Raw genomic sequence first — 26047 nt, 5'->3', positions numbered from 1 at the left:
CGCCGCGCGAGGTGGTCGCGTCAGCGCGGGGGCGCGGCCACGAAGAGCCGCCAGGAGTACGCGTCGACGGCGAGCACGGGTCCGTCCGGGTCCTTGCTGTCGCGCACCCCGACCACCTCCCCCAGGTTCGTAGCCACCTCGACACAGTTGGCGTCCTGGTTGCTGCGGCTGCTCTTGTGCCATCGAGCGTCGGTCAACTCCACGACTCGGCCACCTCGCTCATCAACTCGATGGACGCCTGCGGGGGCAGGGCTTCGCCCAAGGTAGCCTCCCAGACCCGCTGCAACCGCGCCAGATCCGCAGGCTGGTCCAGCTCCTGGCCACGGACCTGACTGTCCAGATAGGCCAGCTCTGTGCCATCGGGCAGGGTGGCAAGCGCGAACTGCCCGCCGAGCCCCGGGTACTCCTCGGCCGATCGCGGCACCACGTGCAGTCGGACCCGAGGGTGCCCGGTGGCGATGCCCACCAGGTGCAGCGTCTGGTCGCGCATCACCTTCCGCCCGCCCACCCGTCGGCGCAACACCGCCTCGTCCAGCACCGCCACGATGTGCGGCGACCGCTCACTGTGCAGCACCTCCTGGCGGTCCATCCGATCGGCCAGTCGCCGTGCGACCTCCTCGGCATCGAGCAGGTCGCCCGCCTCGAAGACCGCCCGCGCGTAGGCCTCGGTCTGGAACAGCCCCGGAACGTAGCGGGGCTCGTACCACCGGACCGTGCGCGCCTGCTCAAGAATCGCCTGCCAGCCGCGCAGCCACGGTTGCGCCCGGTCCAGGCTGACCAGCTCGGTGGACATGCGGCCGAAGAGGCCGCCGGTGTCCAGGGCACGGTCGACGAGTTCCAGGTATTTGCCGGTGGGCGGCTGCTGGCCCAACTCGACGGCGCTGACCATCGACGCCGAGTAGCTGACCGCCTTGGCCAGCTCCTCCTGACTCCAACCCCGCCGGGCTCGCGCCCGACGAAGCTCCGCGATCAGGAACGCCGCCGCCGTCATCTGCCCATCGGCCATGCCTGCCGCCCTCCACCTCGCCGACGATCAACTCCAGTCGGCCGCCAGCGGCGGTCCCGCCTGCAACAGGGCAGCCACGACAGGTCGACCAGACCCTTCCGACCGTAGCCGCCTGATCACCAGACTGTGAAGCGCGACACCGCCGCCCGTCCCCCGGGTCTGTCGGCGCCGCCCGGGACCGCCCGCTCCCCCGGTCGGGCGGTCCCACCCCAGACCAGGCCGACCGGCCCCGCAAGATCGTGCTCGATCGTGGAAGTAGTGCGGTCCCGGCGGACGGAGACCACTACATCCAGGATCGAGCACGATCTTGGCGGCGGCGGGTCATGCCGCAGCCAGGACCGAGCCCGATCTTGGCTGCGGCAGGTGATGCCGCAGCCAGGAACGAGCGCGATCTTGGCTGCGGCGGGGTGATGACGCAAACGATTCAGCTCCAAAGGAAGGCCGCACCATGACCCGGAGCGCCCCGGACGACCGCGCCACCATCCCACGTCGACCGCACCTGCCACTGCGCCCGCTCTGGCTCTGCCGGGTCTGCGCCGCGCCATGGCCGTGCCCGGTCGCCCGGCTCACCCTGCGCCAGGAGTACGCGCACGACCGGATCGCGTTGAGCATCTACCTGTGCACGGTCCTGCACGACGCGGCCGCCGACCTGTACCGGCTCAACCCGCACGACGGCCCGGACCCCGCCGCGCTCTACGCGCGCTTCCTCGGCTGGGCGGCACCCCGCGGCGACCCGCAGGTCAGGGGTGAGTCATCCGAAGCAGGTCGAGCGCCTCGTCGAGCTGGGTCTCAGTGAGCTTGCCGGAGTCGACGTGACCTCGGGAGATCACCACCTCTCGGATGGAGGTCTGCTTGGCCAGCGCCTCCTTGGCGATCGACGCGGCCTCGTCGTACCCGAGGTGGCGGTTCAGCGGGGTGACGATCGACGGCGACCCCTCGGCGTACGCCAGGCAGACCTCGGCGTCCGCGACCAGGCCGGCCACCAGGCGGTCGGCGAACAGCCGACTCGCAGCGGCCAGCAGCCGGATCGACTCCAGCAGGTTGCGGCCCATCACCGGGAGCATCACGTTCAGCTCGAAGTCGCCCTGCGAGCCGGCGAAGCCGACCGTCGCGTCGTTGCCGATCACCTGGGCGCAGACCTGCCGCATCGCCTCGGCGACCACCGGGTTGACCTTGCCCGGCATGATCGACGAGCCGGGCTGGAGGTCGGGGATGCGCAGCTCCCGCAGCCCCGCCCGGGGGCCGGAGCCCATCCAGCGGATGTCATTGGCGATCTTGTAGAGACCCACGGCCACGGTGCGCAACTGCCCCGAGGTCTCCACCAGCGCGTCCCGGGCGCCCTGCGCCTCGAAGTGGTTGCGCGCCTCGCTCAGCGGCAGCCCGGTCGACTCCCGCAGCCTGCCGATGACGGCGGCGGCGAAGCCGAGCGGGGTGTTGATCCCGGTGCCCACCGCGGTGCCGCCCAGCGGCAGCTCGGCCAGTCGGGGCAGCGACGCCTCCAGCCGCTCCACGCCATAGCGGACCTGTGCCGCGTACCCGCCGAACTCCTGCCCGAGGGTGACCGGCGTGGCGTCCATCAGGTGGGTACGGCCGGCCTTGACCACCGTCTCGAACTCCGCCGCCTTGCCCTCCAACGCGGCGGCGAGGTGGGTCAGCGACGGCAGCAGGTCCTCCACGATGAACTGCGTGGCAGCCAGGTGGATCGAGGACGGGAACACGTCGTTGCTGGACTGTGAGGCGTTGACGTGGTCGTTCGGGTGCACCGGCCCGCCCAGTTCCCGGCTCGCCAGGGTGGCGATCACCTCGTTGGCGTTCATGTTGGACGACGTTCCGGAGCCGGTCTGGAACACGTCGATCGGGAACTGGTCGTCGTAACCGCCGTCGGCCACGTGCGCGGCGGCGGCGGCGATCGCGGCGGCCACGTTCGCGTCGATCACACCAAGCTCGCCGTTGACCTCGGCCGCCGCGCCCTTGATCTGGGCGAGCGCCTTGATCTGCGCCGGTTCGATACCCCGACCGGAGATGGGAAAGTTCTGCACCGCGCGCTGGGTCTGCGCCCGCCACAGCGCCTCGGCGGGCACCTCCACCTCGCCCATCGAGTCTCGTTCGATCCGGTAACCCGTCGCCTCTGGAGTCGTCACGCGTACCATCCTGCCGCGCCACCTGCCACTGTGCAGGGAAAGTGGCGCGGCCCTCAGCCCAACTCGGCCGAGAGCCGCTCCACCTCGCGCGATCTGGCGACGCGTACCTGTCGGGTCAGCGGCGGCCGACGGTGAGCACCGGCTTGGTGACCTCGGCGAAGAAGTCGTTGCCCTTGTCGTCGACCACGATGAAGGCCGGGAAGTCCTCCACCTCGATCTTCCAGACCGCCTCCATGCCCAGCTCGGCGTATTCGAGCACCTCGACGTGCCGGATGCAGTCCTGGGCGAGGCGGGCGGCGGGGCCGCCGATCGAGCCGAGGTAGAAGCCGCCGTGCTGCTGGCAGGAGCGGGTCACCTGACCCGACCGGTTGCCCTTGGCCAGCATCACCTGCGAGCCGCCGGCGGCCTGGAACTTCTCCACGTAGGCGTCCATCCGGCCGGCGGTGGTCGGGCCGAACGAGCCGGAAGCGTACCCCTCGGGGGTCTTCGCCGGGCCGGCGTAGTAGACCGCGTGGTCGCGCAGGTACTGCGGCATCGGCTCGCCGGCGTCCAGCCGCTCGGCGATCTTGGCGTGGGCGATGTCGCGGGCCACCACGAGCGGGCCGGACAGGGACAGGCGGGTCTTCACCGGGTACTTGGACAACTCGGCGCGGATCTCGTCCATCGGCCGGTTCAGGTCGACCCGGACGACCGTCTCGGCGTCGAGCGAGTCGTCGGTGACATCGGGCAGGAAACGCGCCGGGTCGGTCTCCAGGCGCTCCAGCCAGACGCCCGACGGGGTGATCTTGGCGACGGCCTGGCGGTCCGCCGAGCAGGAGACGGCGATCGCCACCGGGCAGGAGGCACCGTGCCGGGGCAGCCGGACCACCCGTACGTCGTGGCAGAAGTACCGGCCGCCGAACTGGGCACCGATGCCGAAGTTGCGGGTCAGCTCCAGCACCTCCGCCTCCAGCTCGATGTCGCGGAAGCCGTGCGCGCTCATCGACCCGGAGGTGGGCAGCGCGTCAAGGTACTTGGCGCTGGCGTACTTCGCGGTCTTCAGCGCGTACTCGGCGGAGGTGCCGCCGATGACGACGGCCAGGTGGTACGGCGGGCAGGCGGCGGTGCCGATCAGCCGCAGCTTCTCCTCCAGGAACTGCATCATCCGCGTCGGGTTGAGCAGCGCCTTGGTCTCCTGGTAGAGGTACGACTTGTTGGCCGAACCGCCGCCCTTGGCCATGAACAGGAATTTGTACGCGTCGGGGTGCCCGTCCGGGTCCTCGGCGTACAGGTCCACCTGGGCGGGCAGGTTGCTGCCGGTGTTGCGCTCATCCCACATGGTCAGCGGGGCGAGCTGGGAGTAGCGCAGGTTCAGCCGCGTGTACGCCTGGTAGACGCCCCGGGAGATGGCCTCGGCGTCCGTCCCGTCGGTCAGCACGTGCCGGCCGCGCTTGCCCATCACGATCGCGGTGCCGGTGTCCTGGCACATCGGCAGCACCCCACCGGCGGCGATGTTGGCGTTGCGCAGCAGGTCCAGCGCGACGAACCGGTCGTTCGGCGACGCGGCCGGATCGTCGATGATGGCGCGGAGCTGGGCCAGGTGCGCCGGGCGTAGGAAGTGCGCGATGTCGTGCATCGCCTCGGCGGTCAGCGCGGTCAGCGCGGCCGGGTCGACGGTGAGGAACCGGCGACCTCCGGGGCCGTGCACGACGTCCACGCCCTCGTCGGTGATCAGGCGGTATTCCGTCTGATCAGGGCCGGTCGGCAGCAGGGGGGCGTACGAGAATGCAGCGGCACTGCTCATGAGCGGCAAGCCTAGGGCAGACCGGTCGATCATTCCCACCCGCCGGGCTGCTGCTGGGACGACGCTCTCATCCGCCGAGCCCGTCAGCCGTCCTTGCCGCCGCCGGGCTCGGGGCAGAGTTCCCCCTTCGGCCCGCAGTCACCGTTGTTGCCCGACCCGGGGCCGGTGCCACCCGGGCCGGTGCCACCCGGACCGGGGATTCCGCTGTCGCCGGGCGACGCCGGAGTGCTCCCGGTGCCCCCGGTGGCCCCGAAGCGGACGTACCCGATCTCCCGCCCCTCGCCGATGATCATGCCTTGCGATCCGACCGCGAGGGCGTTCGCGGAGGTGCGCAGCATGGCCAGTTCCCGGCCGCTGCGCGGGTCCACGGCGACCAACCGGGACGGCTTCTCATCGCCGAGCACCGCCGCGTACGGGGTGAGCGCGGCACCGGACTTGGCGCTGGCGGGCCGGGTCCACAGGACCCGGTCGGTGCCGAGCTCACGGGACACCACCGAACGCTTGTCGGCGCTCCGGAACACCGCGTACCGGTCGTCGACCGCGATCAGCCTGGTGGCCGCTTCGCCGACCCAGAGCAGCCGCCCGTCGTACCCGTCGATGACCGCCTCACGGCCGTCCGCGCCGACCCCGATCAGGACGTTCCGGGCGCCCTGCGGGTCCTCGCGCTGCACGCAGCCGGCGGTGTCGGCGGTCCGCAGGTTGACCCCGGCCCGCTGCCACGCCTCCTGCCCGGTCGCCGGGTCCCGGGCGGAGATGGCGTAGTAGCAGGTGCCGTCCTGGGAGCGGGCGGCGATCCGCAACATCCGGCCGCCCACCACGGAGAGCCGCTCCTCCCGACCCGGTTCGACGTTCTGCAGCACCCGCCCGGTGGCGGTGTCCACGACGTGCACGCGGCCGTCGACCGGGAAGCCGAGCAGCGGTGGCACCGGCTCCGGCCCGGCCACCCCGTCGTCGATGCGGGTGGCGGTCAGCCGGCGGGTGCCCCGCAGGCCCGGGTTGTCGGCGAGCAGGCCGCTGTGCACCCCGGGCAGGAACGCCGTCCAGAGTGGCTTGGTGCCGCGCGGGTCCCAGGCGCTCAGGGTGCAGTCGGTGGCGTCCGTGCAGCGGGCATCCAACAGAAGATTGCGGTACGTCCACACGGCGACCGCGTCGTCGTCGCGCCGCCGGGTCGCCCCCGTGGTCGGGTCGAGCAGCTCGTACCCCTTGACCAGGAGCTTGCCCACGGCGACGACCGGGTCGCGGTCACCGCCGGCGACCGCCGACCAGTCCGCCTTGCGCTCCCAGAGCTGGGCGCCGGTGGCCAGGCTGCGGGCCTCGACCCGGGTGCGCTGCTCGACCACGACGGCGTCGCCGGCGATGGTCACGCTGCGCGGAGTGCCGCCGACCCGCTGCTGCCAGACCATGTCCGAATCGGAGATGGGTTCGCTGCGGTCCACCCAGTCCCACAGGCCTGGAAAAGGGTTCCACACCCCGGTGGCGGCGAGGGCGACGACCACGGCGAGGCCGAGCAGCAGCCCACCGCGCACGCTCCCCTTCGCCACACCGCACACCGTAGCCACGATCACGGATCTTCCGTACGCCCGCGCCGCCGTGTCGCCGCGCTTTCTGGGCCCGGAGGTGTTAAAGCCGCCGGGTGGTCACCTCGCGTCGGCGCGGACGGCGCTGCGCACCAGCGGCAGGGTGCGGTAGGGGATCTGCTCGGCGAGCGCGATGATGGTCGATGCTCGGGTGATCCCGGCCGAGGAGACGATCGAGTCGATGACCCGTTGCAGGTCGGTGTTGGAGCGGGCCACGATCCGGCAGAGCACGTCGCTGGAGCCGGTGATGGTGTGCGCCTCCAGCACCTCGGGGATCGCGGCCAGGTGGGCGGTGACCGGGTCGTGGCCGTGCCGCTGACTGATCTCCAGGGTGACGAAGCTGGTCACCCCGAACCCGATCGCGGCCGGTGAGATCTCCGGGCCGAAGCCACCGATGACGCCCCGGTCGACCAGCTTGTCCAGCCGGGCCTGCACGGTGCCCCGGGCCACGCCGAGGCGGCGGGAGCACTCCAACACCCCGATCCGCGGCTCCTCGGTGAGCAGTTCGACCAACCGCACATCGAGCGCGTCGAGCTGTACAGCCTGCTCACCGTTCATGGGTTCAGACCATACCGAATGCACAACCTGACCAGCATTTCCACCAACAGTTGCCCAGCCGGGGTCGACACCGCGATCCTCGCCACAAGAGGACACCACGGCGGCCCACGAGGCCGGCCGGTACGCGAGGGAGGCCACCATGACCCAGGCGATCGACCGACCCAAGTCGACCGAGGACGTCGACGTCGACCGGCTCGTCGGCGCAGTCGACCACGACATCAGTCACGACCCGTTCCCGGTGCGGGGCCTCGACCACCTGCACTTCCTGGTCGGCAACGCCAAGCAGGCCGCGCACTACTACTCCACGGCGTTCGGCATGACCTGCGTGGCGTACCGCGGGCCCGAGCAGGGCTACCGCGACCACGCCCAGTACGTGCTGACCAGCGGATCGGCCCGGTTCGTCCTGACCGGCGCGGTGCGCCCGGACGCCGACGGCGCCGAGCACGTGGCACGGCACAGCGACGGCATCAGCGACATCGCGTTGGAGGTGCCGGACGTCGACGCCGCGTACGCGCACGCCGTCGCGCAGGGCGCCACCGGCGTCGTCGAGCCGCACGAGGTGAGCGACGAGCACGGCACCGTCCGGATGGCCGCCATCGCCGCGTACGGCGACACCCGGCACACGCTCGTCGACCGGTCCCGCTACACCGGCCCGTTCCTGCCCGGCTTCGTGGCCCGCGGCCCGATCGTGGACCGGCAGCCGATGATCGACGCCGGCATCCAGCCGAAGCGGTTCTTCCAGGCCGTCGACCACGTGGTCGGCAACGTGGAGCTGGGCCGGATGGACGAGTGGGTCGAGTTCTACAAGCGGGTGATGGGCTTCTCCAACATGGCGGAGTTCATCGGCGACGACATCGCCACCGACTACTCGGCGCTGATGAGCAAGGTCGTCGCGAACGGCACCCGCAAGGTGAAGTTCCCGCTCAACGAGCCGGCGATCGCCCGCAAGAAGTCGCAGATCGACGAGTACCTGGAGTTCTACCAGGGCCCGGGTGCCCAGCACGTCGCCGTCGCCACCAACGACATCCTGGCCAGCGTCGACGCGATGCGGGCCGCCGGTGTGGAGTTCCTCGACACCCCGGACTCGTACTACGAGGACCCGGAACTGCGCGCCCGCATCGGCAACGTACGGGTGCCGATCGAGGAGCTGAAGGCCCGCAAGATCCTGGTCGACCGGGACGAGGACGGCTACCTGCTCCAGATCTTCACCAAGCCGGTGCAGGACCGCCCGACGGTCTTCTTCGAGCTGATCGAGCGGCACGGCTCGCTCGGCTTCGGCAAGGGCAACTTCAAGGCGCTCTTCCAGGCCATCGAGCGAGAGCAGGAAGCGCGCGGCAACCTGTAACACTTGCGAGCGTGACGCAGCCTCCGACGTACCCGACGCCGCCGGCCGGTGGGCCCCCGCCCGCCGCCGGCGGCGCGCCGCCGCCGCCCGGACAGATCCCCCAGGGGTACGCCGTGCCGCCGCAGTACGCCCCGCCCGGGTACGCCCCGCCGCACTGGTACGCCGGGCCACCCCGCCCGGTGGGCCCGCCGCCGCCGACGCTGAGCCCGGCTGGGCAGCCACTGGCCAGCTTCGGCGACCGGCTGCTGGCCTGGATGATCGACACGGCGCTGGCGACTGTCGTGTCGCTGATGCTGTTCATGCCGATCTTCCTGGTCCTCTGGTGGCGGATGTTCACCGAGATGACCCAGACCAACCCGGACGGCACTCTCGTGGAGCCCGACCCGCGCACCTTCTTCGTCAGCTTCTTCCTGCCGATCCTGCTGCTCCAGTTCGGTCTGTTCGTCGTGCTGCTCGGTCTCTACTGGCTCTACCACGTGGAGTACCTCAAGCGCGGCGGCCAGACGCTCGGCAAGAAGATCATGAAGCTGCGCGTGGTGCCGCTCGACCCGACCCGCACGCTCGACCGGCGGATGGCCGGCCGACGGTGGCTCGTGCAGTACCTGGCGTCCTCGCTGGTTCCGGGCATGAGCTACGCCGACGGGTTCTGGCAGCTCTGGGACAAGCCCTGGCAGCAGTGCCTCCACGACAAGTTCGCCGGAACGGTCGTCGTTAAGGTTGCCTCGTGAGTGTGCAACCAGGCTGGTACGTCGACCCGGCCGACCCTGAAACCCGGCGGTACTGGGACGGTGAGGGTTGGCTCGGCGCGCCCATCCCCGTCGACGCCACCCCGCCGGACGGGCCGCCCCCGGCCGAGCCGCCGCCCGTACCGGTCACCCCGGCCGCACCCGCCGCAGCCAACGGGGTGACCAACCCACCGGGCTGGCCACCGCACTCCGGTTCGGCACCGCACCCCGGGCAGGGCCCGCAGACAGGTCAGGCCCCGGGCTGGACGCCCCAGGCCGGTCCGCCCGGCTGGACACCGCCAGGTGCGCCGCCCGGCTGGACGCCGCAGACAGGTCAGGCCCCGGGCTGGACGCCCCAGGCCGGTCCGTCGGGCTGGGCACCGCCAGGTGCGCCGCCCGGCTGGACGCCGCAGGCCGGTCCGCCGGGCTGGACACCGCCGGGCGCGCCGCCCGGCTGGCCCGGACAGCCGCCCGAGCCGCGCCCGCACGGGCTGCCGCTGGCCGGCTACGGCCGCCGGTTCACCGCCCGGCTGATCGACTTCGGCATCGTGTTCGCACTGAACGCGGTGGTCAACGGCTGGTTCGTCTGGCGATGGCTGGAGGAGCTTCTGCCGTACTGGCGGGAGGCCTTCCGGCGCGGCATGGAGGGCAACACCTCCACCGAGGGGCTGCCGCCGATCAGCGAGCAGGCCGGGCTCCTCCAGGTGGTGATCGTGGTGATCGCCGCGGCGCTCTGGCTGGCGTACGAGGTGCCCTCGATGGCCACCAACGGGCAGACCTTCGGCAAGCGGATCATGCGGATCCGCGCGGTGCCGATCGCCGCCGACCAGCCGTTGGGCTTCGGTCGGGCGTTCAGCCGGTGGAGCACGATGGGCCTGCCCACCCTGCTCTGGTACTGCGCCGGCCTCGGCCTGGTGCTGCAACTGGTCGGCGCCCTCTCCCCGCTCTTCGACCATCCGCTCCGCCGAGCGCTGCACGACAAGCGCGCACAGACGGTGGTCGTCCAACTCCCCGACCCCACCGAGTCCACCACCACTGACGACCACCCCCAGCCCACGGGAGACACCCCATGACGGACTCCGGACGCCACGAGCCGGCGCTGCGACTGACCCGCGCCGACCTGGACGCGCTGCCCAACTACGTTCCCGGGCGCAGCCCGGCCGACCTGGCGCGCGAGCTGGGTCTGCCGGAGGCGATCAAGCTGGCCAGCAACGAGGTGCCGTACGGGCCGCTGCCGGGCGTGGTGGAGGCGGTCACCGAGGCGATCACCGCCTCGCACCGCTACCCGGACATGGGCGTCGTGGCGCTGCGCGACGCGCTCGCCGAGCGGTACGGGGTGGACGCCGACCGGATCGCCACCGGCTGCGGGTCGGTGGCGCTCGCCGAGCACCTGGTCCGGGCCACCTGCCTGCCCGGCGACGAGGTGCTCTACTCATGGCGGTCGTTCGAGGCGTACCCGATCATCGCGGCGACAAGCGGCGCGACAAGCGTGCGGGTGCCCAACGACGCCGGGCACGGGCACGACCTGGCGGCCATGGCGGCGGCGGTGACCGACCGGACCCGGATGATCCTGGTCTGCAACCCGAACAACCCCACGGGCACGGCGGTACGCCGGGCCGAGCTGGACCGGTTCCTCGACGCGGTGCCCGACGACGTGCTGGTGGTCATCGACGAGGCATACCGGGAGTTCGTCACCGACCCCGAGGTGCCGAACGGGCTCGACTACCTGGACCGGCCGAACGTGGCGGTGCTGCGCACGCTGTCCAAGGCGTGGGGGCTGGCCGGTCTGCGGATCGGCTGGCTGGTGGCCCAGCCGGTGGTGGCGTCGGCGATCCGCAAGGTGGCGACCCCGTTCTCCACCAGCACGGCCGCCCAGGCCGGGGCGCTCGCCGCGCTGACCCAGGTCGCGGAGATGGAGCGCCGCTGCGCGCTGGTCATCGCCGAACGGGACCGGGTCACCGAGGCGCTGCGCAAGTTCGTGCCCGACGTGCCGACCAGCCAGGCCAACTTCGTCTGGCTGCCGCTGGGCGACCGGGCCGTGGCCTTCGGCAAGTCGTGCGAGGCGCGCGGAGTGATCGTCCGACCGTTCCCCGGTGACGGCGTCCGGGTCACCATCGGCACGCCGGCCGAGAACGACGCCCTCCTGGCGGCTGCGGAGGCGGCACTGACCTGAAGTAGTTGACCATCTTGTGACATAAGAGCTGTTTGTCCTGTTCTGCGTCGTTTATGCCCTACCTTCCGAAGTAAGCCGGCGTGCCGAGGACGCACGCCGGCTCACTTCGAGAAAACGGGGTAACGAACAGTGCGTACTGCCAAGATCTGTCTCGCCGGGGCCGCTGCCGCCGCGATGGTGGGCTTCCTCGCCACGCCCGCCGCCGCCGCGCCCGACGACACGACGGACACCACCTTCGAGGTCCTCGCCGGCACGCTCGACGTCGTCGCGCCGGCCACCGCCGACCTGGGCACTGGTGCCCCCGGTGGCACCATCACCGGCCAGCTCGGCACCGTGACGGTCGACGACTCCCGGGCCGCCGACGACGCGTCCTGGGTCGCGTCGGTGACGGCGTCGGTCTTCCAGACCGGCACTGGCTCCCCGCCGGAGACCGTCCTCCCGGAGGAGATCGACTACTGGTCCGGCGCGGCGACGGCGACCACCGGCACCGGCACCTTCACGCCGGGTCAGCCCACCGCCGGCGACGCGGCGCCGCTGGACAGCGTCACCCCGCTCACCGCGTTCACCCACGCTGGCGGGACCGGCGGCAACACCGCCAGCTGGAACCCCACCCTGGTGGTCAACGTCCCGCTGGACAGCATCGCGGGCGAGTACACCGGCACGGTGACACATTCGGTGGCGTAGCCGCCGGGGGCGGTCGACCATCGCGGTCGCGCTCGCCCTGTTCTGCCTCGCCGGTCCGGGTCTGTCGACCCGGGCCGGCGCGGCCGAGCCGGGAACGGGGTCGGACGAGGGCAGCATCGGGATCCGGTTGCTGGAAGCCCCGACCGACCGCCGCACCGATCCCCGGGCGCTGCGCTACATCGTCGACCACCTCCCGCCGGGCACCACCATCAAGCGGCAACTGCTGATCGCCAATCGCACCGGCGAAACTCGTCGCATCGACGTTTATCCGGCGGCGGCCACCCTGGAGGGTTCGGCGTTCCGCTTCGGCGAGGGACGCGCGACAAACGAGCTGACCTCATGGATCACCCTCGACCACCCGACCGTGGAGGTGCAGCCGTGGGGCGAGACCCGGGTCCAGGCGACCATCACGGTGCCGCCACCCGCCTCGCGCGGCGAGCGGTACGGGGTGCTCTGGGCGTCCACCGCGTCCGCGCCCCGGACCGGCGGGGAGATCACCCAGGTCCATCGGGTCGGCGTCCGGATGTACCTCGACATCGGCCCCGGCGGCGAACCGGCCTCCGACTTCTCGATCGGAGAGCTACGCCCGGCTCGCAGCCCCGAGGGTGAACCGTCGGTGACCGTCCAGGTCGCCAACACCGGCGGTCGCGCCCTCGACCTGACCGGGACGGTCACCCTGAGCGATGGGCCGGCCGGCAGCCGGGCCGGTCCCTTCCCGGTCGGGCAGGGCGTCACGCTTGCGCCCGGTGGCTCCGGGCAGGTCGTCGCTCGACTCCCCGCCGAGTTGCCCAACGGCCCCTGGAAGATGGAGGTGAACCTGGAGAGCGGGTTGGTGAAGCGCAGCGTCACCGCGCAGATCCAGTTCCCCGACGCGGGTCAGGTCGGAGAGCGGGGCAGCGTCGTCTCCCGGATGATCTCCGGCTGGGCCGTGGGCGCAGCCGTCGCGGGCCTGCTGTTGATCACCGGCCTCGGGGTGCTGGCCCGCCGATCGCGCCATTCCGGTCGGCCTCCCATCCGCAGGCCGCGGGAGCGGATCCCGGCCGGGCGCTGATGCCGGCCGCCACCGGCGGCGGCGCAGGCCATCAGACCGGCCGCCTCCGGCGGGCGGCGAGCCAGCCGACAAGGAGCAGAGCCCCGCCCAGCCCGGCGAGCAGCAGCGCCGACCCTCCGGAACCGGTGACCGGCAGCTGACCACCGTGGCTGGGCGTGGGCGTCGGTGGTGTCGGCGTGGGGGCGGGTGGCGTCGGGGTCGGCGACGCCGGCACGATCTCGAAGGTGACGCCGTCGTCCGTCGACCGCTCGGCCCACGCGGCGCTGAGCCCACGCGCCGAAGCGAAGTCTGCGGTAAGCGTCGGCGAAACCGCCAGCGTGAGGCTCGCGGTGGCGGCGAGCGCGCTGCCCACGAGGTAGTTGGCTGCCGTCCGACCCATGCGCCGACCCCTTCCCACGGAAACCTGGACCGTGAGAAACATACCCTTTTTGGACAAAGGGTATGACCAGGTGCTGAAACCCCGCGATCAGGTGGCGGCCAGGATCACGGCCTCGGCGGTCAGGTAGTAGCGCTGGTCGTCACCCTCCGGGTCGACCGGCTTCCGGAGCCGCTCCACCGCGACGTAGCCGTCCTCGGCTAACACCGCCCCGGGCGCCCAGCCCGTTCCGTCGGACCCGACATTGAGAGAGAAGCGGGACAACTGCGCGCCGGTCGCCGGATCCAGCGTCACCAGGTCGTTCACCTCGGTCAGCAGGTGCACCCGGCCGGGCTGCACCGCGAGCACCCGCGCCGTTCCGAGCCCCGGCGACCGCCACAGCTCGGTGCCGTCACGCGCCGAGCGACCCACCGCCGCCCCGTCGACCACGGCGACGGCCTGCTCGCCGGCCAGCGTGGCACCGGCCGGGTCCAGCGCCGGAGCGGGAAGCGGCTCGCCCTCGCCCAGCAGCCAGCCCCGACCACCCGCGTCCCCGGGCCCGGCGGTCCGCAGCCCGGAGCACGCCGAGTGGCCGGTACGGCAACCCAGCGGAGTCGCCACCAATCCGTCCGAGCCACCCGGCGGTCGCCACCGCGTACCCACCGCGCCCGTCGCCGCGTCCCGGAACTCGACAGTGGCCGGCCCCGCGCAGCTGTCCAGGCCGATCAACTGCCCGGATGCCGTGGTGCCGACGTCACGGCGGCAGTCGCCGGGCAGGTCGACCCGCCACAACTCCCGGCCGCCGGCCACCTCCACCCCGCGTGCCTCGGTGTCGCCGGTGACCACCAGCACCGTCCGGCCGTCCGCGAGGTCGGTGAGGTAGAGCCCGCGAGGATCCCAGACGATGGCGGCCCCGGTCCGCCGGACCACCGCCGCGCTCTCGGCGGGCACCGGACCCTCGGCCCGCCACCGCACCCGGCCGGTGGGCGCGTCGAGCGCGACCACCTGACCGTCGGACCAGCGGCTGATCACCGTGCTGCCGCTGGCCACCACCGCGGTCAGCTCCGCCGGCCAACGCCGGTACGACCAGTAGGGGGTGGTGCGGTGCCGCCCGTCGACCGGACGGTCGGCATAGACCTGGCGGTGTGCGGCGTACACCCGCAGCCTCTCGTCCACGATCAGCGGGGCGACCGGCAGCCGACCGACCACACCGACGGGCGGTTGGGCCGCGGCCGGGTAGTCACCCGTCGCCACCGTGCTCACCTCGGCCGGCGCGAGCACCCGGTGCACGATGATCGCGGTGGCCGCCGTGGCGAGCAACGCCACCACCGCCAGCACGAGCCGTCGCCGGCCCCTCGGGAACCCCATGCCGCACCTCCGCCCGGCACCCTACCCAGCGGAACTGGTCAGACCCCGGTCAGGTCGCGTCGGCCACTGTCGCACTTAGTGCGGGCTGGGCGCCGGTCAGGCCGCTTCGACCGAGCCGGCCACACCCGCCGCCACGGCCAGGTCGGCGAGATCACGCCGGAGCGCCACCTCGACCGCCCTGGCGGCGAGCCCGCCGAGCAGCAGCGCCACCACGCGACCGTACGGGTCGGTCGGCACCGCCTCCTGAGTGATGGTGATCGCCGTGCGAGCCCGGCCGCGACGGCGGACCTGTCGCAGGCTCCAGGTGATCCGGTATTCCGCGCCGGCACCGGAGGAACACAGCACCAGTCGCTGCGGGGCGAGGGCCTCCACCACCAGGAACTCCTCGGTGAGCGTGCCACCGCCCGGCTGGACGCGCTCCTCACGCCAGGCGGTGCCCGGCCCGAACGGGCCCGGGGTGAGCAGCTCGACCGGGCCGACAGCCGTCGGCCGCGCCGCCCGGCCGGGCAGGTCGGTCAGCAGACGCCAGACATCGACAGCGTGTGCATCGATGAGCCCGGAAACCGTCACCGTCGACATGCCACCCTCCCGTGTCGTCGACGGTACGCGCGGTGAGGGCCGGACGAGGCCCCCGGGACGGAATTTCCACCACCCGGAGGCCACGCTGTCCGTTTCGGCAGTCGCTTGGCACCGGTCGTCGACCGGTGCCGGCGCGCCGGTCAGCGTTCGAAACGACCGCCCCGGATGGCGCCGATGAACGCCGTCCACCCCGGCGGGCTGACGGTCAGTGTGGGACCGGCCTGGTCCTTGGAGTCGCGGACCCCGACAACGCCGAGGACGTCGACCAGGTTGTCCGCCACCTCCACGCAGAGCCCCTGGTCGTTCGAGCGGCTGCTGGTCCGCCAGATCGCTCCCGCAAGATCGTGCATCGTGATTACCTCCGTGTGCGATGGGATTGCCCCACCGCTGACAGGCGGGCTAAGGCCCGACCGTGCCGGTCGACGGGGCAACATGATCCGCGTCAACCAACGGGGTAAGCAGGCTTGGTGATCGCACAGCCGGTGCGATCACGAGTCCCGCCGATGAGACGGCCCGACGGACCGCGTGTCCGACCCGCGCCAGGGCGGGTGGAAGCGCCCGACTCAGCGAGCCGGGCGGATCGTTCCGGTGACCTCACCGAGGGCGATGGTGGTGCCGTCCGGGCCAGGGGCCGTGGCCGTGATGGTCACCGTGTCGCCGTCGACGAGGAAGGTGCGGCTCTCGGTGCCGACCTTCGCCGGCTCCGCCCCACCCCAGGTCAGCTCCAGGAACGAGCCGACCTGCGAACGGTCGGGGCCGGAGACGGTGCCCGAGGCGTACAGGTCGCCGGTGCGCAGGGACGCGCCGTTGACGGTGAGGTGCGCCAACTGCTGGGCCGGCGTCCAGTACATGCCGGCGAACGGCGGCTCACTGACCCGTTCGCCATTCCATTCGACGGCGAGCCGGAGGTCCAGACCCAGGTGCGGCACATCGCGCAGGTAGTCGACCACCGGCGGGTCCTGGTCGGGTGCCGGCACGAAGGCGTCGGCCAGCGCGTCCAGCGGCGTCACCCAGGCCGAGACCGAGGTGGCGAAGGACTTGCCGAGGAACGGGCCGAGCGGCTGGTACTCCCACGCCTGGATGTCCCGGGCCGACCAGTCGTTGACCAGCACCACGCCGAACACGTGGTCGGCGAAGTCGTCGACGGAGACTCGCGCGCCCAGCGGGCTGGGCACACCGACCACGAAACCGACCTCGGCCTCGATGTCGAGGCGTACCGACGGGCCGGTGACCGGACCCTCGGCAGAGGCGCGCTGACCGGTCGGCCGGATCACCGGCGTGCCGGAGACGACGACCGTGCCGGCCCGCCCGTGGTAGCCGATCGGCAGGTGCTTCCAGTTGGGCAGCAGCGGCGGTTGACCGGGGCGGAAGATCTGGCCGACGTTCGAGGCGTGGTGCTCGGAGGAGTAGAAGTCGACGTAGTCCGCCACCTCGATCGGGAGCAGCAACTCCACGTCGGCCAGGGGCACCAGCAGCGGCTCCACCGCCGGCCGGTGCGCCGGGTCGGTCAGCAGCTCGGTGATCCGCTGCCGCACCGACGTCCACTGGGGACGACCGAGCGCCATGAAGTCGTTGAGGGTGGGCCGGCCCAACGTGCCTGCGGCCAGCACCAGCTCGGCGGCCTCCGCGCCGGCCAGGTCGAGCACCCATGACCCGATCCGTACGCCGATCCGCGCCTGACCCCCATCGGACCGGAACACCCCGTACGGCAGGTTCGTCACCCCGTACGGCGAACCGTCAACGCCGGTCACCCAGGTCATGCGTCGTAGCCCCCGTTCACCAGCCCCAGCTGGATCAGATCGGTCAGTGGTTCCAGAATGCTGCACGAGCCGAAGCCGACCCAGAGTGGACGCGGCGCGTCCCGCCACGCGTTGACGCGCTCCAGCAGCGGGCGCGGGTCGAGCACGGCCAGCAGTTCGGCGACCGCGCCGACGCTCTCACCACCGGCGGCGGCGAGCGTCGCGGCCAGCACGTTGGCGTAGCCGTGGTGGGTGAAGCCGGTCTCCGGATCGAGGTGCCGGACCGCCTGGTGCAGCCCTGCGGTGAGCTTGAACGGCAGGCCACGGTCCCGGCAGGCGCAGATCACCGCGGCCAGTTCGGCCGGGGTGGGGAACAGTTCGGCGGCCAGTCCGCCGGTGCGGAACTTGGCCGCGATCGGCAGGCCGTCGGCACGGGCGGCGGCGAGGGCGTCCAACGCGCCCATCAGCCCGAAGGTCAGCGGCAGTTCGGCGTAGACGGCCTCCACGCCCGGTAGCGCGTCGGTCAGCCGCAGCAACTCGGCGATGCCGGGCAGCGGGTCCTCGCCGCGCTTGGCGACCGCCACCTCGACCTGACGCGCGGTGACACCGTCCGGGGCGAGAAACGACAGGGCGAACGGCAGGTTCCCGATCCCGGTGTCACCGATCACGCCGACCACCAGGCCCTCGCCGGGGTCGATGAGACCGCTCAGCTCACCGGCGGCCACGTCCGAGGCGGGGATCAGCAGCGGGCCGACCAGGTCGGCGTACCAGGCGGCACGGTGCTGGCGGTGGGCGGCCAGGGCGTCGTGCAGCGCGGCACTGCCCGGAGGGAAGACAGCGGCGTCGTCCACCAGGCCGTGGAGGAGTGCGGGCACCTGCGTTGACACGGAACAAGAATGTACGGGACGCTACGAGGAACGGACAACAGCGTCCGATTATCGGACGCCTTCGGCCGGTGAACGGGATATATCGGGAGGCGAGATGCCGTACTACCGCAGCGTCGGCGAGGTGCCGCGCAAGCGCCACACCCAGTTCCGCCAGCCCGACGGCAGCCTCTACGCCGAGGAGCTGATGGGTCAGGAGGGCTTCTCGTCCGACTCGTCCCTGCTCTACCACCGGCACGCGCCCACCGCGATCCTGGCCGCCGACGAGTTCACCCCGCCCGCGTTCACCCGGGCTCCGAACCTGCCGCTCAAGCCCCGCCACCTGCGCACCCACAAGCTCGACGCCGGTGGCGCCGACCCGATCCTCGGCCGGCAGTACCTGCTCGCCAACGACGACGTCCGCATCGGGTACGTCCTCGCCGACCGGCCCTCACCGCTGTTCCGCGACGCCACCGGCGACCACTGCCTCTACGTCGAGGCGGGCACGCTGCGGGTCGAGTCGCCGTTCGGTGTGCTGGAGGCGATCGAGGGCGACTACGTCATCATCCCCACCTCGACCATTCACCGGCTGGTGCCCACCGGCGACCAGCCCGTGCGGCTGCTCACCGTCGAGGCGTCCGGGCACATCGGGCCGCCCAAGCGCTACCTCTCCGTGCGCGGCCAGTTCCTGGAGCACTCGCCGTACTGCGAGCGCGACGTCCGCGGCCCGGACGCACCGCTGCTCGTCGACGGCGAGGAGGTCGAGGTGCTGGTCCGCCACCGACGCGGTTGGACCCGCCACGTCTACGCGAACCACCCGTTCGACGTGGTCGGCTGGGACGGTCACCTCTACCCGTGGGCGTTCTCCATCCACGACTTCGAGCCGATCACCGGCCGCATCCACCAGCCACCGCCGGTGCACCAGACGTTCCAGGGGCCCAACTTCGTCATCTGCTCATTCGTGCCCCGCAAGGTCGACTACCACCCGCAGTCGATCCCGGTGCCGTACAACCACCACAACGTCGACTCCGACGAGATGCTCTTCTACACCGGCGGCAACTACGAGGCCCGGCGCGGCTCCGGCATCGAGCAGGGTTCGATCTCGCTGCACCCGTCCGGGTTCACCCACGGCCCCCAGCCGGGTGCCGCCGAGCGGTCCATCGGCGCGGAATACTTCGACGAGTTGGCCGTCATGGTCGACACCTTCCGCCCACTGGACCTCTGCGACGCGGCCCGCACCTGCGAGGACGAGGGGTACGCCTGGACGTGGGCGCGTCGCGCCTGACTCAGGAGCGGACGGCCGTGCGGGTGAAGATGGCGAACTCGGCGATGGTGGTGGTGGCGATGGCCAGCACCAGCGGCCACGGCGAGCCGACCACCGCGTACGCCAGCAGCAGCACCGGCGCGGCGGCCACCGCGTAGACCGCCAGGGCCAGCGCCCGGTCCGAGTGCAGGAGGCTGGGCAGGATGGTCCGGGTCAGCCCCGGCAGCCGGGCCGCGAGCTGCCAGACCACGATCCCGCCGGTGAGCGCGGCGAGGACCGCGAGGACGCGGGAGAACCCGTCGTTCGCGGCAGCCGCGAACGCCACCACCACCGCGGCCACCAGCGACCAGCCGGCGCCGTAGAGCACCAGGCGGTGCAGCCCGTAGGCGATGGTCCGCCCCGAGTCCATCCGCTTCGGGCTGATCGTGGCCGCCTCGGCGAGGTGCTCCAGCGCCACCGACCAGCGGCGCTGCTCCAGCCGGATGACACCCACGTCCTGCCCGACGTCGGCGAGGCGCGGGTCGAGCCGCAGCGCCTCCCCGTAGGCCCGCTCGGCCAGGTCGAACAGCTCCAGCCGGGCGGCGACCAGGCCGAGCACCAGATGCGCCTGCGGCTCCTGGGGCGCCAACTCGACCCCTCGCCAGGCCGCGTTCAGCGCCGGCTGGCCGTTGCGTGAGTCGGCCAGGATCGCCGCCGCGCTGCGTTGGGCGTACGCGTCGGCGGGGCCGAGCGCCAGCAGACGGTCGGCGGTCGCGGCGGACTCGCCGTAGCGCTCCAGGTCGGCCAGCGCCATGGCCCGGACCACCAACGGCGGCAGCGCCTCCGGAGCGGCGGCCACGGCCGCGTCGGCAGCGGTGAGCGCGTCGGCCGGCCGGCCCGCTGCCAGGTGCACCCGGGCGAGCATGGTGAGCGCCTCCGGATCCGCGGGCTTCAACGCGAGCCCGTAGGTCAGCTCCGTGGCAGCCTCGTCGTGGCGGCCGAGCTCGGCAAGGAGCTGAGCCCGGTCGAGGTAGCCGTCGGCGGCGGAACGGTCAGGCGTGGGTTCGCTGGACATCGCGGCGAGCCTAGGCGGCTGGCGCGTCGTACACCAGGGCCACCGCGATGCCGGTCAGCCCTTCCTCGCGGCCGGTGAAACCGAGCCCGTCGGTGGTCGCGGCCGAGAGGGTGACCGTGGCGCCGACGGCCGCCGAGAGCACCTGCTCGGCCTCCGCACGACGCCGGCCGATCTTGGGCCGATTGCCGATGACCTGCACGGACACGTTGCCGATCTCCAGGCCGGCGGTGCGCACCCGGCGGGCGGTCTCGGTCAGCAGGGCAACGCCTGACGCGCCCTCCCACTCCGGCTCGCCCACCCCGAAGGTGGAGCCGAGATCGCCGAGACCGGCAGCGGAGAGCAGGGCGTTGCAGGCGGCGTGCGCGGCGACGTCCGCGTCCGAGTGCCCGGCGAGGCCGTCCTGGTCGGGCCAGAGCAGGCCAGCCACCCAGCAGGGACGGCCGGGCTCGAAGGCGTGGACGTCGGTCCCGATGGCTACCCGAGGAACGATCATGAACCGAGGGTACGCGTCAACCAGCGGAAGTGAGCAGATGCTCCGCGAGAGCCAGATCGAACGGGCGGGTGATCTTCAGGGCGTACTCCGAGCCGGGCACGCAGCTCACGGTGACGCCCTGCTTCTCGACCAGCCCGGCGTCGTCGGTGAGCGCGTCGCCGGCGGCGGCGTGCGCGGCGGTCAGCACGGCCCGGCGGAAGCCCTGCGGGGTCTGCACGGCACGTAGGGCGGACCGGTCGACGGTGCCGAGCACCACCTCGCCGGCACCGACCTCCTTGATCGTGTCGACGACCGGCAGGACGGGGATCACCGCGTCCCGACCTTCGCGGACGGCCGCCGCGACGGACTCGACCAACTCCGGTGGGGTCAACGCGCGGGCGGCGTCGTGCACCAGGACGATCGTCGGGCCGGCGGGCACGGCCGCCAACGCGGCGGCCACCGACGCCTGCCGCTCCGCGCCACCCGGCACCACGATCACCGGCGCCACCGGGGCCAGCAGTTCACGGACGGCCGCCACCTCGGCCGACGGCGCGGCCACCACGATCGTGTGCACCGAGACGGCGGCGGCCAGCCGACGCACGGCGTGCACCAACAACGGTTCGCCGGCGAGCAGGCGCAGCGCCTTGGGTCGGCCGGGGCCGAGCCGTACGCCGGCACCCGCCGCAGGCACGAGGACCGCGACGTCACCGCGCGGATTGAGCTGCGCGGTCACGTCGCGGTCCTCGGTGGTTTCTTCGCTCGGAAGTGGGTACGACGATGCTGTGGACTAGGCCTCGGTGAGGACCTTGTCGAGCAGCGTCTCCGCCTCGTCCTTGGTGCTCTTCTCCGCCAGCGCGACCTCGCCGACGAGAATGTCACGGGCCTTGGCGAGCATCCGCTTCTCGCCCGCGGAAAGGCCCCGCTCCCGCTCCCGGCGCCACAGGTCGCGAACGACCTCGGCGACCTTCAGCGGGTTTCCGGAGGCCAGCTTTTCCAGGTTGGCCTTGTAACGCCGCGACCAGTTGGTCGGCTCCTCGGTGTGCGGAGCCCGGAGAACGTCGAAGACCTTGCCGAGGCCCTCTTCGCCAACCACCTCGCGGACACCCACGATCTCGGCATTCTCGGCCGGCACCCGGACCGTCAGGTCACCCTGCGCGACCCTCAGGACGAGATATTGCTTAGGCTCGCCCTTGATGACCCGAGTCTCGATTGCCTCGATGAGTGCGGCCCCGTGGTGGGGGTAGACAACGGTCTCGCCGACACTGAAAACCATAGGTTCGAAACCCCTTTCGCTGTGTCTAGGGTAACACGGTCAGGCAACGATGTCTCACCGATGTCCTGACCGTTGGCGCAGCTCAGGGGCCCTGTGAGAGGTCTTTCTTCAGCTTGACAGGCAGTCAAACCGATGATTCGAACACACTCCGTAACCTGCGGATAACTTCCCGGTACGGGTGAACAGAACGTCGAGATCAAGGGCTATGCGCTCATCCCATGGTATCCCGCCCGGCGGGACTGCGCCCAGATGTAGCGGGAGGCGGCCCTGGTGCGGGACCCTGGAGTCCGAGCAACACTCCGCTCTCGAGACGCTTCCAGGGGGTCCGATGGGCAAGCCGGACGCAGAGGGCCACGGACCGTCCGACGGCCTACCTGACCTGCCACCCGAGTGGGGCCGCGTCGTGGTCCCCGACGACGCCTCGGCGCTCGCCAGCGAGGCCGCCCGGGTTCGCCGCGAGCTGCGCCGGGCCGCCGGTCAGCACGCCGGGCACCGGGCCCTCGCCCTGCCGCTGCTGGTGCTGCTGGTGGCGGTGCTCACCACGCTGGCCGGCCTGCTCGCCGTGACCTGGCCGCGCGCCAACCGGAGCACCGACCGGCCCGCCCCGACCCCGTACGCGCCACCCCTGACCGTCGCCGGGCGGGCGCTACCCGCGCTCGACCTCGTCGACGCCGCCCAGGCGCCCGTGCCGCTGCGCGGCCTGCTCCCAGCCATGATCATCCTGGTGGACGGCTGCCCCTGCCCCGAGCGGGTCGGCCAGGCCGTGGCCGCAGCTCCGGACGGGGTCGCCGTGATCACCGTGGCCGGGGGGCGGACGGTCGCGGCCACGCCACCGGCCGGTGGAAATGTCCGGGCGTTGGCCGACCCCGCTGGCGGGCTGCGCTCGTTCCTGGGCCAACCGGCCCGCCCCGGCACGCTTACCGCGCTCCTGGTCGACCGCACGGGCGTGGTGACCCGGGTGCTGCCCGACCTCGGGCCGGTCGAGACGTACCAGAAGGAACTGACCGCCCTCGCCGCCTGACCGGCGCTCAGGGCAGCGCGACGAGTTGCGCCTGGACGTCGATGGGCCGCTCACCCGCCGTCGACAGCGACACCCGGATCGGCCCGCCAGTGGGGAACACCTCGGCCGTGGCGATCGTGCCGTCGCAGTCGATGCGGGACGGGCCGGTCATATCGGCTCCGGTGACCGCCACCACGAGGGTGCCGGGCCGGGTGCACCGGTACTGAAGAAGGTGCCGGACGCCATCGTCGGCGGACTGCCGGGTCACGCCCCGCCCCGAGGTGAGTTCCTTCCGCTCCCGCCAGATTGTCGCCTTGAACATCGGCAGGTCACCCGATCGGAAGCTGTCGCCCGGCGTGCCCTCGACGTCGGTGATCATGCCGGTCGCCGGGTCGATCACCACTCTCGGCCTGGTCTGCACCTCGCTGACCTCACCCGTCTCGGGATCGATCCGCACCCGCACCGGCCCATCCGGCGTCCCGGAGGCCAGGACACGTTCCAACGCGGTGCTGACGGTCGGCTGCTCACTCGGCTCGGCCGTCGAAGGACGAGCCGAGCCTTCGGTCGGGTGGGGAGCGGCGGCCCGCCACCACCAGCCGCCGACCACCAGGGCGGCCACCACCACCCCGGCCAGCACCGCGGACCGCAGCCGGTGGCTCACCTCCGCATCCATGTGGGTGAGCGTACCGGCCGGGGTCGCGGTCGATCAGCCCTGTCGATCGAGCAGGGCGGCGTACAGGGTGAGGCCCGGACCGAACGCCAACATGACGATCCGGCTCGGGGCCGTCGTCGCGCGAGCCAGCCGGTCCAGGATCAGCAGCACGGTCGGCGAGGAGCAGTTGCCGTGCTCGTCGAGCGTCGCCCAGGACGCGGCCAGCGCCTGCGGCGGCAGGGCGAGCTCCCGCTCGACCACGTTGAGGATCCGGGGGCCGCCCGGGTGTACGGCCCAACCGTCCACCTCGGAGCTGGTGCCGTCGTGCCGGGCCAGCAGATCGTCCACCAGCGCGCGAACATGCCGGGAGAGCACCTGCGGCACCTTCGGCGACAGCCCCATCCGGAAACCGGCGTCGGTGACGTCCCAGGTCATGTGGTCGGCCGTCGAGGTGTCGGTGACCGAGGTGACCTCGCGCAACGCGTACCCCGGGCCACCCGGCACCACCACGGCGGCGACCGCGGCGTCCGAGAAGAGCGCGTGCGAGACGATCTGCTGGGTGTCCACCCGGGCGCTGGACGGCTGGATGTGCAGGCTGGTCAACTCCGCGCAGAGCAGCAGCGCCGGCCGGCCCCGAGCGGTGACGAAGTCACTCGCCGCGCCCAACCCGGGCAGTGCCGCATAGCAGCCCATGTGGCCGACGAACATCCGCTGGGTGCTCGGCGACATCCCCAGGTCCCGAGCGAGCAGGATGTCCAGCCCCGGGGTGGCGTACCCGGTGCAGGAACAGACGATGAACATGCCCACGTCGCCGGCGTCCAACCCGGCGGCCGTCAGCGCGCGCCCGACCGCCTCCTTGCCCAGCGGCAGCGCCTCCACCTGGTAGCGGCGCATCCGCCGTTCGGTCGGCCACTCCGAGACGTCCTCCAGGAGGGGGTTGACCGCGGCCTGGCGCCGGGTCACCCCGGAGTTCGCGAAGATCCGCTGGGCCAACGACCGGGTGGTGCCGGAGAAGTGCCGGGAGAAGAAGCCCTCCCACAACTCGTCCTGCGAAGCGGACGGCGGCTGCGCCGTCCCGAGCCCCGCGATCACTGGTACGGGCACGATCCCCACCTCTCGTCAGACGCTGTCCTCCCCCTGGACGTCCCACCGGCCACCTCGGCCGGCCCGATCCCCGCGCGAGAACCGCAAGGCCGGCTCACCAACGCGGTGCCGATCCGTCACGGTCCGGATCGCCGCCCAACGCGGCGATGCCCAGCCAGTCGGCGCAGACGTCCGACGTGGCGGGGTGCAGTGAGCCGCAGCGGGCGTCCCGGTAGAGCCGCTCCAACGGATGGCCGCGCCGGGTCGCCGAGGTGCCCGCCGCCTCCAGCACCGACGCCGCCACCTCGGCGGCCGTCGTGCCGGCGAGCAGCTTCGCCCGCCACACCCAGCGGTTGGTCTCCTCGTCGCCCGGTGCGTCGTCCACCCGGCGGGCCGCCTCGGCCACCACCAACTGGGCCGCCGCCGTCGCCGCGTCCGCCCGGCCCAGCCGCGCCCGCACCGCCGGCAGGCCGGCCAGGTTGCGGGCGTTGAGATGCTCGGCCGCCGCGTCGATCGCCGCGCGGGCCACCCCCACGTACACGGCGGCGTAACTGGCCACCAGCCAGTGCGGCATCAACTGGGCGACCACCAGGGCCAGCCCCTCCACCCCGCCCAGCAACCGGTCGGACGGCACCGTGACGTCCAGGTGCAGGTCGTGCGAGGAGGTGGCGCGCATCCCGAGCGCGTCCCAGGTCGGCTCGACCGTCAGACCATCGCCGGCCGGCACCAGGAACTGCGAGACCACCGACTGGTCGGCCGAGCTGCGCGCGGCCACCAGGTAACCGTCGGCGTGCCCGGCACCGGAGCAGAAGGTCTTGCTGCCCTTGAGGTGCCAGCCCTCGTCGGTCGCCTCGTAGACCGTGCTCAGCTGGGACAGCCGAGCACCGGCGCCCCGCTCGCTCATCGCCACCGCGTACCAGGAGCCCTGCGCCGCAGCGGTGAGCAGCCGGTCCCGGGCGGCCAGCGCCTCGTCCGGCACACCGAGCGCCTCGGCCAACTCCTCGGTGACCGCGCCCAACGCGCCGGTGACCGAGGCGTGCATGTTGAACACCAGGGCGGTCGCGCCGTTGCCCCGGGCAAGCTCAGTGGCCACTGCCGCGTACTCGGCGAAGGTGGCACCCAGGCCCCCCAACGCGCGGGGCACCATCAACCCGAACAGGCCAGCCTCCCGCAGGTCACGGAAGTCCTCGACCGGAAAGGAGCCGTCCCGGTCGTGCTCCGCCGCCCGCGCGGCGAACCGCGGCGCCAACCGGCGGGCCGCCTCAAGCGCGTGCACCGTCATATCGCCCCCTCCTCGGCGTC

At 72.3% G+C, this 26047-nt stretch carries 28 protein-coding genes; 9 read left to right on the top strand and 19 right to left on the bottom strand.

The window, feature by feature from the left end:
- Positions 1-20 precede the first annotated feature (20 nt).
- Complete coding sequence (locus ABZ780_RS18580) at positions 21-203, bottom strand: DUF397 domain-containing protein (protein ID WP_357010030.1); 183 nt, start codon at positions 201-203, stop codon at positions 21-23.
- Entirely contained in the window at positions 194-1006 is an 813-nt protein-coding gene (locus tag ABZ780_RS18575; protein ID WP_357010027.1) for a helix-turn-helix transcriptional regulator, read from the bottom strand. The genes ABZ780_RS18580 and ABZ780_RS18575 overlap by 10 nt, the downstream gene beginning before the upstream one ends.
- Before the next feature lie 448 nt (positions 1007-1454).
- Between ABZ780_RS18575 and ABZ780_RS18570 the strand changes: the two genes are divergently transcribed.
- The gene (locus ABZ780_RS18570; protein ID WP_357010024.1) at positions 1455-1802 is read left to right on the top strand and encodes a hypothetical protein; all 348 of its coding nucleotides are present in this window, start codon (positions 1455-1457) and stop codon (positions 1800-1802) included.
- Here ABZ780_RS18570 and ABZ780_RS18565 read toward each other — a convergent pair.
- The 4 genes from ABZ780_RS18565 to ABZ780_RS18550 all read right to left on the bottom strand — a co-directional run bounded on the left by ABZ780_RS18565 (position 1747) and on the right by ABZ780_RS18550 (position 7065).
- On the bottom strand, positions 1747-3156 hold the full coding sequence (locus ABZ780_RS18565; RefSeq protein WP_357010021.1) for a class II fumarate hydratase: 1410 nt from the start codon (positions 3154-3156) through the stop codon (positions 1747-1749). The two genes, ABZ780_RS18570 and ABZ780_RS18565, sit on opposite strands and share 56 nt — an antisense overlap.
- A 106-nt stretch (positions 3157-3262) precedes the next feature.
- Positions 3263-4930, bottom strand: a complete 1668-nt coding sequence (locus ABZ780_RS18560) for a fumarate hydratase (RefSeq protein ID WP_357010018.1) — start codon at positions 4928-4930, stop codon at positions 3263-3265.
- 83 nt (positions 4931-5013) lie between these two features.
- A complete protein-coding gene (locus ABZ780_RS18555) occupies positions 5014-6471 on the bottom strand; it encodes a PQQ-binding-like beta-propeller repeat protein (protein WP_357010015.1) in 1458 nt (485 codons plus the stop codon).
- Between the two features lie 96 nt (positions 6472-6567).
- On the bottom strand, positions 6568-7065 hold the full coding sequence (locus ABZ780_RS18550; RefSeq protein WP_357010012.1) for an Lrp/AsnC family transcriptional regulator: 498 nt from the start codon (positions 7063-7065) through the stop codon (positions 6568-6570).
- 139 nt (positions 7066-7204) lie between these two features.
- On the opposite strand from ABZ780_RS18550, the gene hppD reads away from it, so the two are divergent.
- The 6 genes from hppD (at position 7205) to ABZ780_RS18520 (ending at position 13043) form a co-directional block, all read left to right on the top strand.
- Positions 7205-8410 (top strand): 4-hydroxyphenylpyruvate dioxygenase, encoded by a 1206-nt coding sequence (gene hppD / locus ABZ780_RS18545; protein ID WP_357010009.1) that lies wholly within the window; start codon positions 7205-7207, stop codon positions 8408-8410.
- An 11-nt stretch (positions 8411-8421) separates the two neighbouring features.
- The gene (locus ABZ780_RS18540; RefSeq protein WP_357010007.1) at positions 8422-9138 is read left to right on the top strand and encodes an RDD family protein; all 717 of its coding nucleotides are present in this window, start codon (positions 8422-8424) and stop codon (positions 9136-9138) included.
- Positions 9135-10208: an RDD family protein gene (locus tag ABZ780_RS18535; protein WP_357010004.1), complete on the top strand. Its 1074-nt coding sequence runs from the start codon at positions 9135-9137 to the stop codon at positions 10206-10208. Before ABZ780_RS18540 ends, ABZ780_RS18535 begins: the two co-directional genes overlap by 4 nt.
- Positions 10205-11308, top strand: a complete 1104-nt coding sequence (gene hisC, locus ABZ780_RS18530; RefSeq protein WP_357010001.1) for a histidinol-phosphate transaminase — start codon at positions 10205-10207, stop codon at positions 11306-11308. The genes ABZ780_RS18535 and hisC overlap by 4 nt, the downstream gene beginning before the upstream one ends.
- Before the next feature lie 129 nt (positions 11309-11437).
- The gene (locus ABZ780_RS18525; protein ID WP_357009998.1) at positions 11438-11992 is read left to right on the top strand and encodes a hypothetical protein; all 555 of its coding nucleotides are present in this window, start codon (positions 11438-11440) and stop codon (positions 11990-11992) included.
- Between the two features lie 127 nt (positions 11993-12119).
- A complete protein-coding gene (locus ABZ780_RS18520; RefSeq protein WP_357009996.1) occupies positions 12120-13043 on the top strand; it encodes a hypothetical protein in 924 nt (307 codons plus the stop codon).
- A 31-nt stretch (positions 13044-13074) separates the two neighbouring features.
- Here the strand turns inward: ABZ780_RS18520 and ABZ780_RS18515 are convergent, their stop codons facing one another.
- The 6 genes from ABZ780_RS18515 to ABZ780_RS18490 all read right to left on the bottom strand — a co-directional run bounded on the left by ABZ780_RS18515 (position 13075) and on the right by ABZ780_RS18490 (position 17971).
- Entirely contained in the window at positions 13075-13422 is a 348-nt protein-coding gene (locus ABZ780_RS18515) for an LPXTG cell wall anchor domain-containing protein (RefSeq protein ID WP_357009993.1), read from the bottom strand.
- A gap of 87 nt (positions 13423-13509) precedes the next feature.
- Positions 13510-14766 (bottom strand): PQQ-binding-like beta-propeller repeat protein, encoded by a 1257-nt coding sequence (locus tag ABZ780_RS18510; RefSeq protein WP_357009990.1) that lies wholly within the window; start codon positions 14764-14766, stop codon positions 13510-13512.
- A 96-nt stretch (positions 14767-14862) separates the two neighbouring features.
- Positions 14863-15345 carry an SRPBCC family protein gene (locus tag ABZ780_RS18505; RefSeq protein WP_357009987.1) on the bottom strand — a complete coding sequence of 161 codons (483 nt, stop codon included), beginning with the start codon at positions 15343-15345 and terminating at the stop codon, positions 14863-14865.
- 140 nt (positions 15346-15485) lie between these two features.
- Positions 15486-15695 (bottom strand): DUF397 domain-containing protein, encoded by a 210-nt coding sequence (locus ABZ780_RS18500; protein WP_357009984.1) that lies wholly within the window; start codon positions 15693-15695, stop codon positions 15486-15488.
- 213 nt (positions 15696-15908) lie between these two features.
- Positions 15909-17105 carry a fumarylacetoacetase gene (gene fahA, locus ABZ780_RS18495; RefSeq protein ID WP_357009981.1) on the bottom strand — a complete coding sequence of 399 codons (1197 nt, stop codon included), beginning with the start codon at positions 17103-17105 and terminating at the stop codon, positions 15909-15911.
- A complete protein-coding gene (locus tag ABZ780_RS18490) occupies positions 17102-17971 on the bottom strand; it encodes a hypothetical protein (RefSeq protein WP_357009978.1) in 870 nt (289 codons plus the stop codon). The genes fahA and ABZ780_RS18490 overlap by 4 nt, the downstream gene beginning before the upstream one ends.
- A 94-nt stretch (positions 17972-18065) precedes the next feature.
- Between ABZ780_RS18490 and ABZ780_RS18485 the strand changes: the two genes are divergently transcribed.
- Positions 18066-19232: a homogentisate 1,2-dioxygenase domain-containing protein gene (locus tag ABZ780_RS18485; protein WP_357009974.1), complete on the top strand. Its 1167-nt coding sequence runs from the start codon at positions 18066-18068 to the stop codon at positions 19230-19232.
- Between the two features lies 1 nt (position 19233).
- Here ABZ780_RS18485 and ABZ780_RS18480 read toward each other — a convergent pair whose 3' ends face one another.
- From ABZ780_RS18480 to ABZ780_RS18465, 4 genes are read right to left on the bottom strand one after another with little or no spacing between them, the layout of a single operon-like run.
- Complete coding sequence (locus ABZ780_RS18480) at positions 19234-20265, bottom strand: tetratricopeptide repeat protein (RefSeq protein WP_357009971.1); 1032 nt, start codon at positions 20263-20265, stop codon at positions 19234-19236.
- Positions 20266-20275: 10 nt separating this feature from the next.
- Positions 20276-20758 carry a 2-C-methyl-D-erythritol 2,4-cyclodiphosphate synthase gene (gene ispF / locus ABZ780_RS18475; RefSeq protein ID WP_357009968.1) on the bottom strand — a complete coding sequence of 161 codons (483 nt, stop codon included), beginning with the start codon at positions 20756-20758 and terminating at the stop codon, positions 20276-20278.
- Positions 20759-20774: 16 nt separating this feature from the next.
- Positions 20775-21470 (bottom strand): 2-C-methyl-D-erythritol 4-phosphate cytidylyltransferase, encoded by a 696-nt coding sequence (gene ispD / locus ABZ780_RS18470; RefSeq protein ID WP_357009965.1) that lies wholly within the window; start codon positions 21468-21470, stop codon positions 20775-20777.
- A 54-nt stretch (positions 21471-21524) separates the two neighbouring features.
- Positions 21525-22010 (bottom strand): CarD family transcriptional regulator, encoded by a 486-nt coding sequence (locus ABZ780_RS18465; protein WP_007073334.1) that lies wholly within the window; start codon positions 22008-22010, stop codon positions 21525-21527.
- 328 nt (positions 22011-22338) lie between these two features.
- On the opposite strand from ABZ780_RS18465, the gene ABZ780_RS18460 reads away from it, so the two are divergent.
- Positions 22339-23031: a hypothetical protein gene (locus tag ABZ780_RS18460; RefSeq protein WP_357009962.1), complete on the top strand. Its 693-nt coding sequence runs from the start codon at positions 22339-22341 to the stop codon at positions 23029-23031.
- A 7-nt stretch (positions 23032-23038) separates the two neighbouring features.
- On the opposite strand, the gene ABZ780_RS18455 is transcribed toward ABZ780_RS18460, so the two are convergent.
- From ABZ780_RS18455 to ABZ780_RS18445, 3 genes are all read right to left on the bottom strand, one after another.
- A complete protein-coding gene (locus ABZ780_RS18455; protein ID WP_357486771.1) occupies positions 23039-23683 on the bottom strand; it encodes a hypothetical protein in 645 nt (214 codons plus the stop codon).
- Between the two features lie 33 nt (positions 23684-23716).
- Entirely contained in the window at positions 23717-24766 is a 1050-nt protein-coding gene (locus ABZ780_RS18450) for a type III polyketide synthase (protein ID WP_357486769.1), read from the bottom strand.
- A gap of 94 nt (positions 24767-24860) precedes the next feature.
- A complete protein-coding gene (locus ABZ780_RS18445) occupies positions 24861-26027 on the bottom strand; it encodes an acyl-CoA dehydrogenase family protein (protein WP_357009954.1) in 1167 nt (388 codons plus the stop codon).
- Positions 26028-26047 lie beyond the last annotated feature (20 nt).

The sequence above is a fragment of the Micromonospora sp. NPDC047467 genome (assembly GCF_040643095.1).
In the GTDB taxonomy this organism is placed as follows: domain Bacteria; phylum Actinomycetota; class Actinomycetes; order Mycobacteriales; family Micromonosporaceae; genus Micromonospora.
Note: the sequence above shows the minus strand (reverse complement) of the source record. Positions and strands in the feature narration are given on the sequence as shown.

Coding starts and splice junctions, on each gene's coding strand:
- ABZ780_RS18570 (WP_357010024.1), top strand. CDS start 1,455: ATGACCCGGAGCGCCCCGGACGACCGCGCCACCATCCCACGTCGACCG.
- ABZ780_RS18445 (WP_357009954.1), bottom strand. CDS start 26,027: ATGACGGTGCACGCGCTTGAGGCGGCCCGCCGGTTGGCGCCGCGGTTC.
- hppD (WP_357010009.1), top strand. CDS start 7,205: ATGACCCAGGCGATCGACCGACCCAAGTCGACCGAGGACGTCGACGTC.
- ABZ780_RS18510 (WP_357009990.1), bottom strand. CDS start 14,766: ATGGGGTTCCCGAGGGGCCGGCGACGGCTCGTGCTGGCGGTGGTGGCG.
- ABZ780_RS18455 (WP_357486771.1), bottom strand. CDS start 23,683: ATGGATGCGGAGGTGAGCCACCGGCTGCGGTCCGCGGTGCTGGCCGGG.
- ABZ780_RS18500 (WP_357009984.1), bottom strand. CDS start 15,695: ATGCACGATCTTGCGGGAGCGATCTGGCGGACCAGCAGCCGCTCGAAC.
- fahA (WP_357009981.1), bottom strand. CDS start 17,105: ATGACCTGGGTGACCGGCGTTGACGGTTCGCCGTACGGGGTGACGAAC.
- ABZ780_RS18465 (WP_007073334.1), bottom strand. CDS start 22,010: ATGGTTTTCAGTGTCGGCGAGACCGTTGTCTACCCCCACCACGGGGCC.
- ABZ780_RS18565 (WP_357010021.1), bottom strand. CDS start 3,156: ATGGTACGCGTGACGACTCCAGAGGCGACGGGTTACCGGATCGAACGA.
- ABZ780_RS18480 (WP_357009971.1), bottom strand. CDS start 20,265: ATGTCCAGCGAACCCACGCCTGACCGTTCCGCCGCCGACGGCTACCTC.
- ABZ780_RS18560 (WP_357010018.1), bottom strand. CDS start 4,930: ATGAGCAGTGCCGCTGCATTCTCGTACGCCCCCCTGCTGCCGACCGGC.
- ABZ780_RS18460 (WP_357009962.1), top strand. CDS start 22,339: ATGGGCAAGCCGGACGCAGAGGGCCACGGACCGTCCGACGGCCTACCT.
- ispF (WP_357009968.1), bottom strand. CDS start 20,758: ATGATCGTTCCTCGGGTAGCCATCGGGACCGACGTCCACGCCTTCGAG.
- ABZ780_RS18550 (WP_357010012.1), bottom strand. CDS start 7,065: ATGAACGGTGAGCAGGCTGTACAGCTCGACGCGCTCGATGTGCGGTTG.
- hisC (WP_357010001.1), top strand. CDS start 10,205: ATGACGGACTCCGGACGCCACGAGCCGGCGCTGCGACTGACCCGCGCC.
- ABZ780_RS18505 (WP_357009987.1), bottom strand. CDS start 15,345: ATGTCGACGGTGACGGTTTCCGGGCTCATCGATGCACACGCTGTCGAT.
- ABZ780_RS18575 (WP_357010027.1), bottom strand. CDS start 1,006: ATGGCCGATGGGCAGATGACGGCGGCGGCGTTCCTGATCGCGGAGCTT.
- ABZ780_RS18485 (WP_357009974.1), top strand. CDS start 18,066: ATGCCGTACTACCGCAGCGTCGGCGAGGTGCCGCGCAAGCGCCACACC.
- ABZ780_RS18515 (WP_357009993.1), bottom strand. CDS start 13,422: ATGGGTCGGACGGCAGCCAACTACCTCGTGGGCAGCGCGCTCGCCGCC.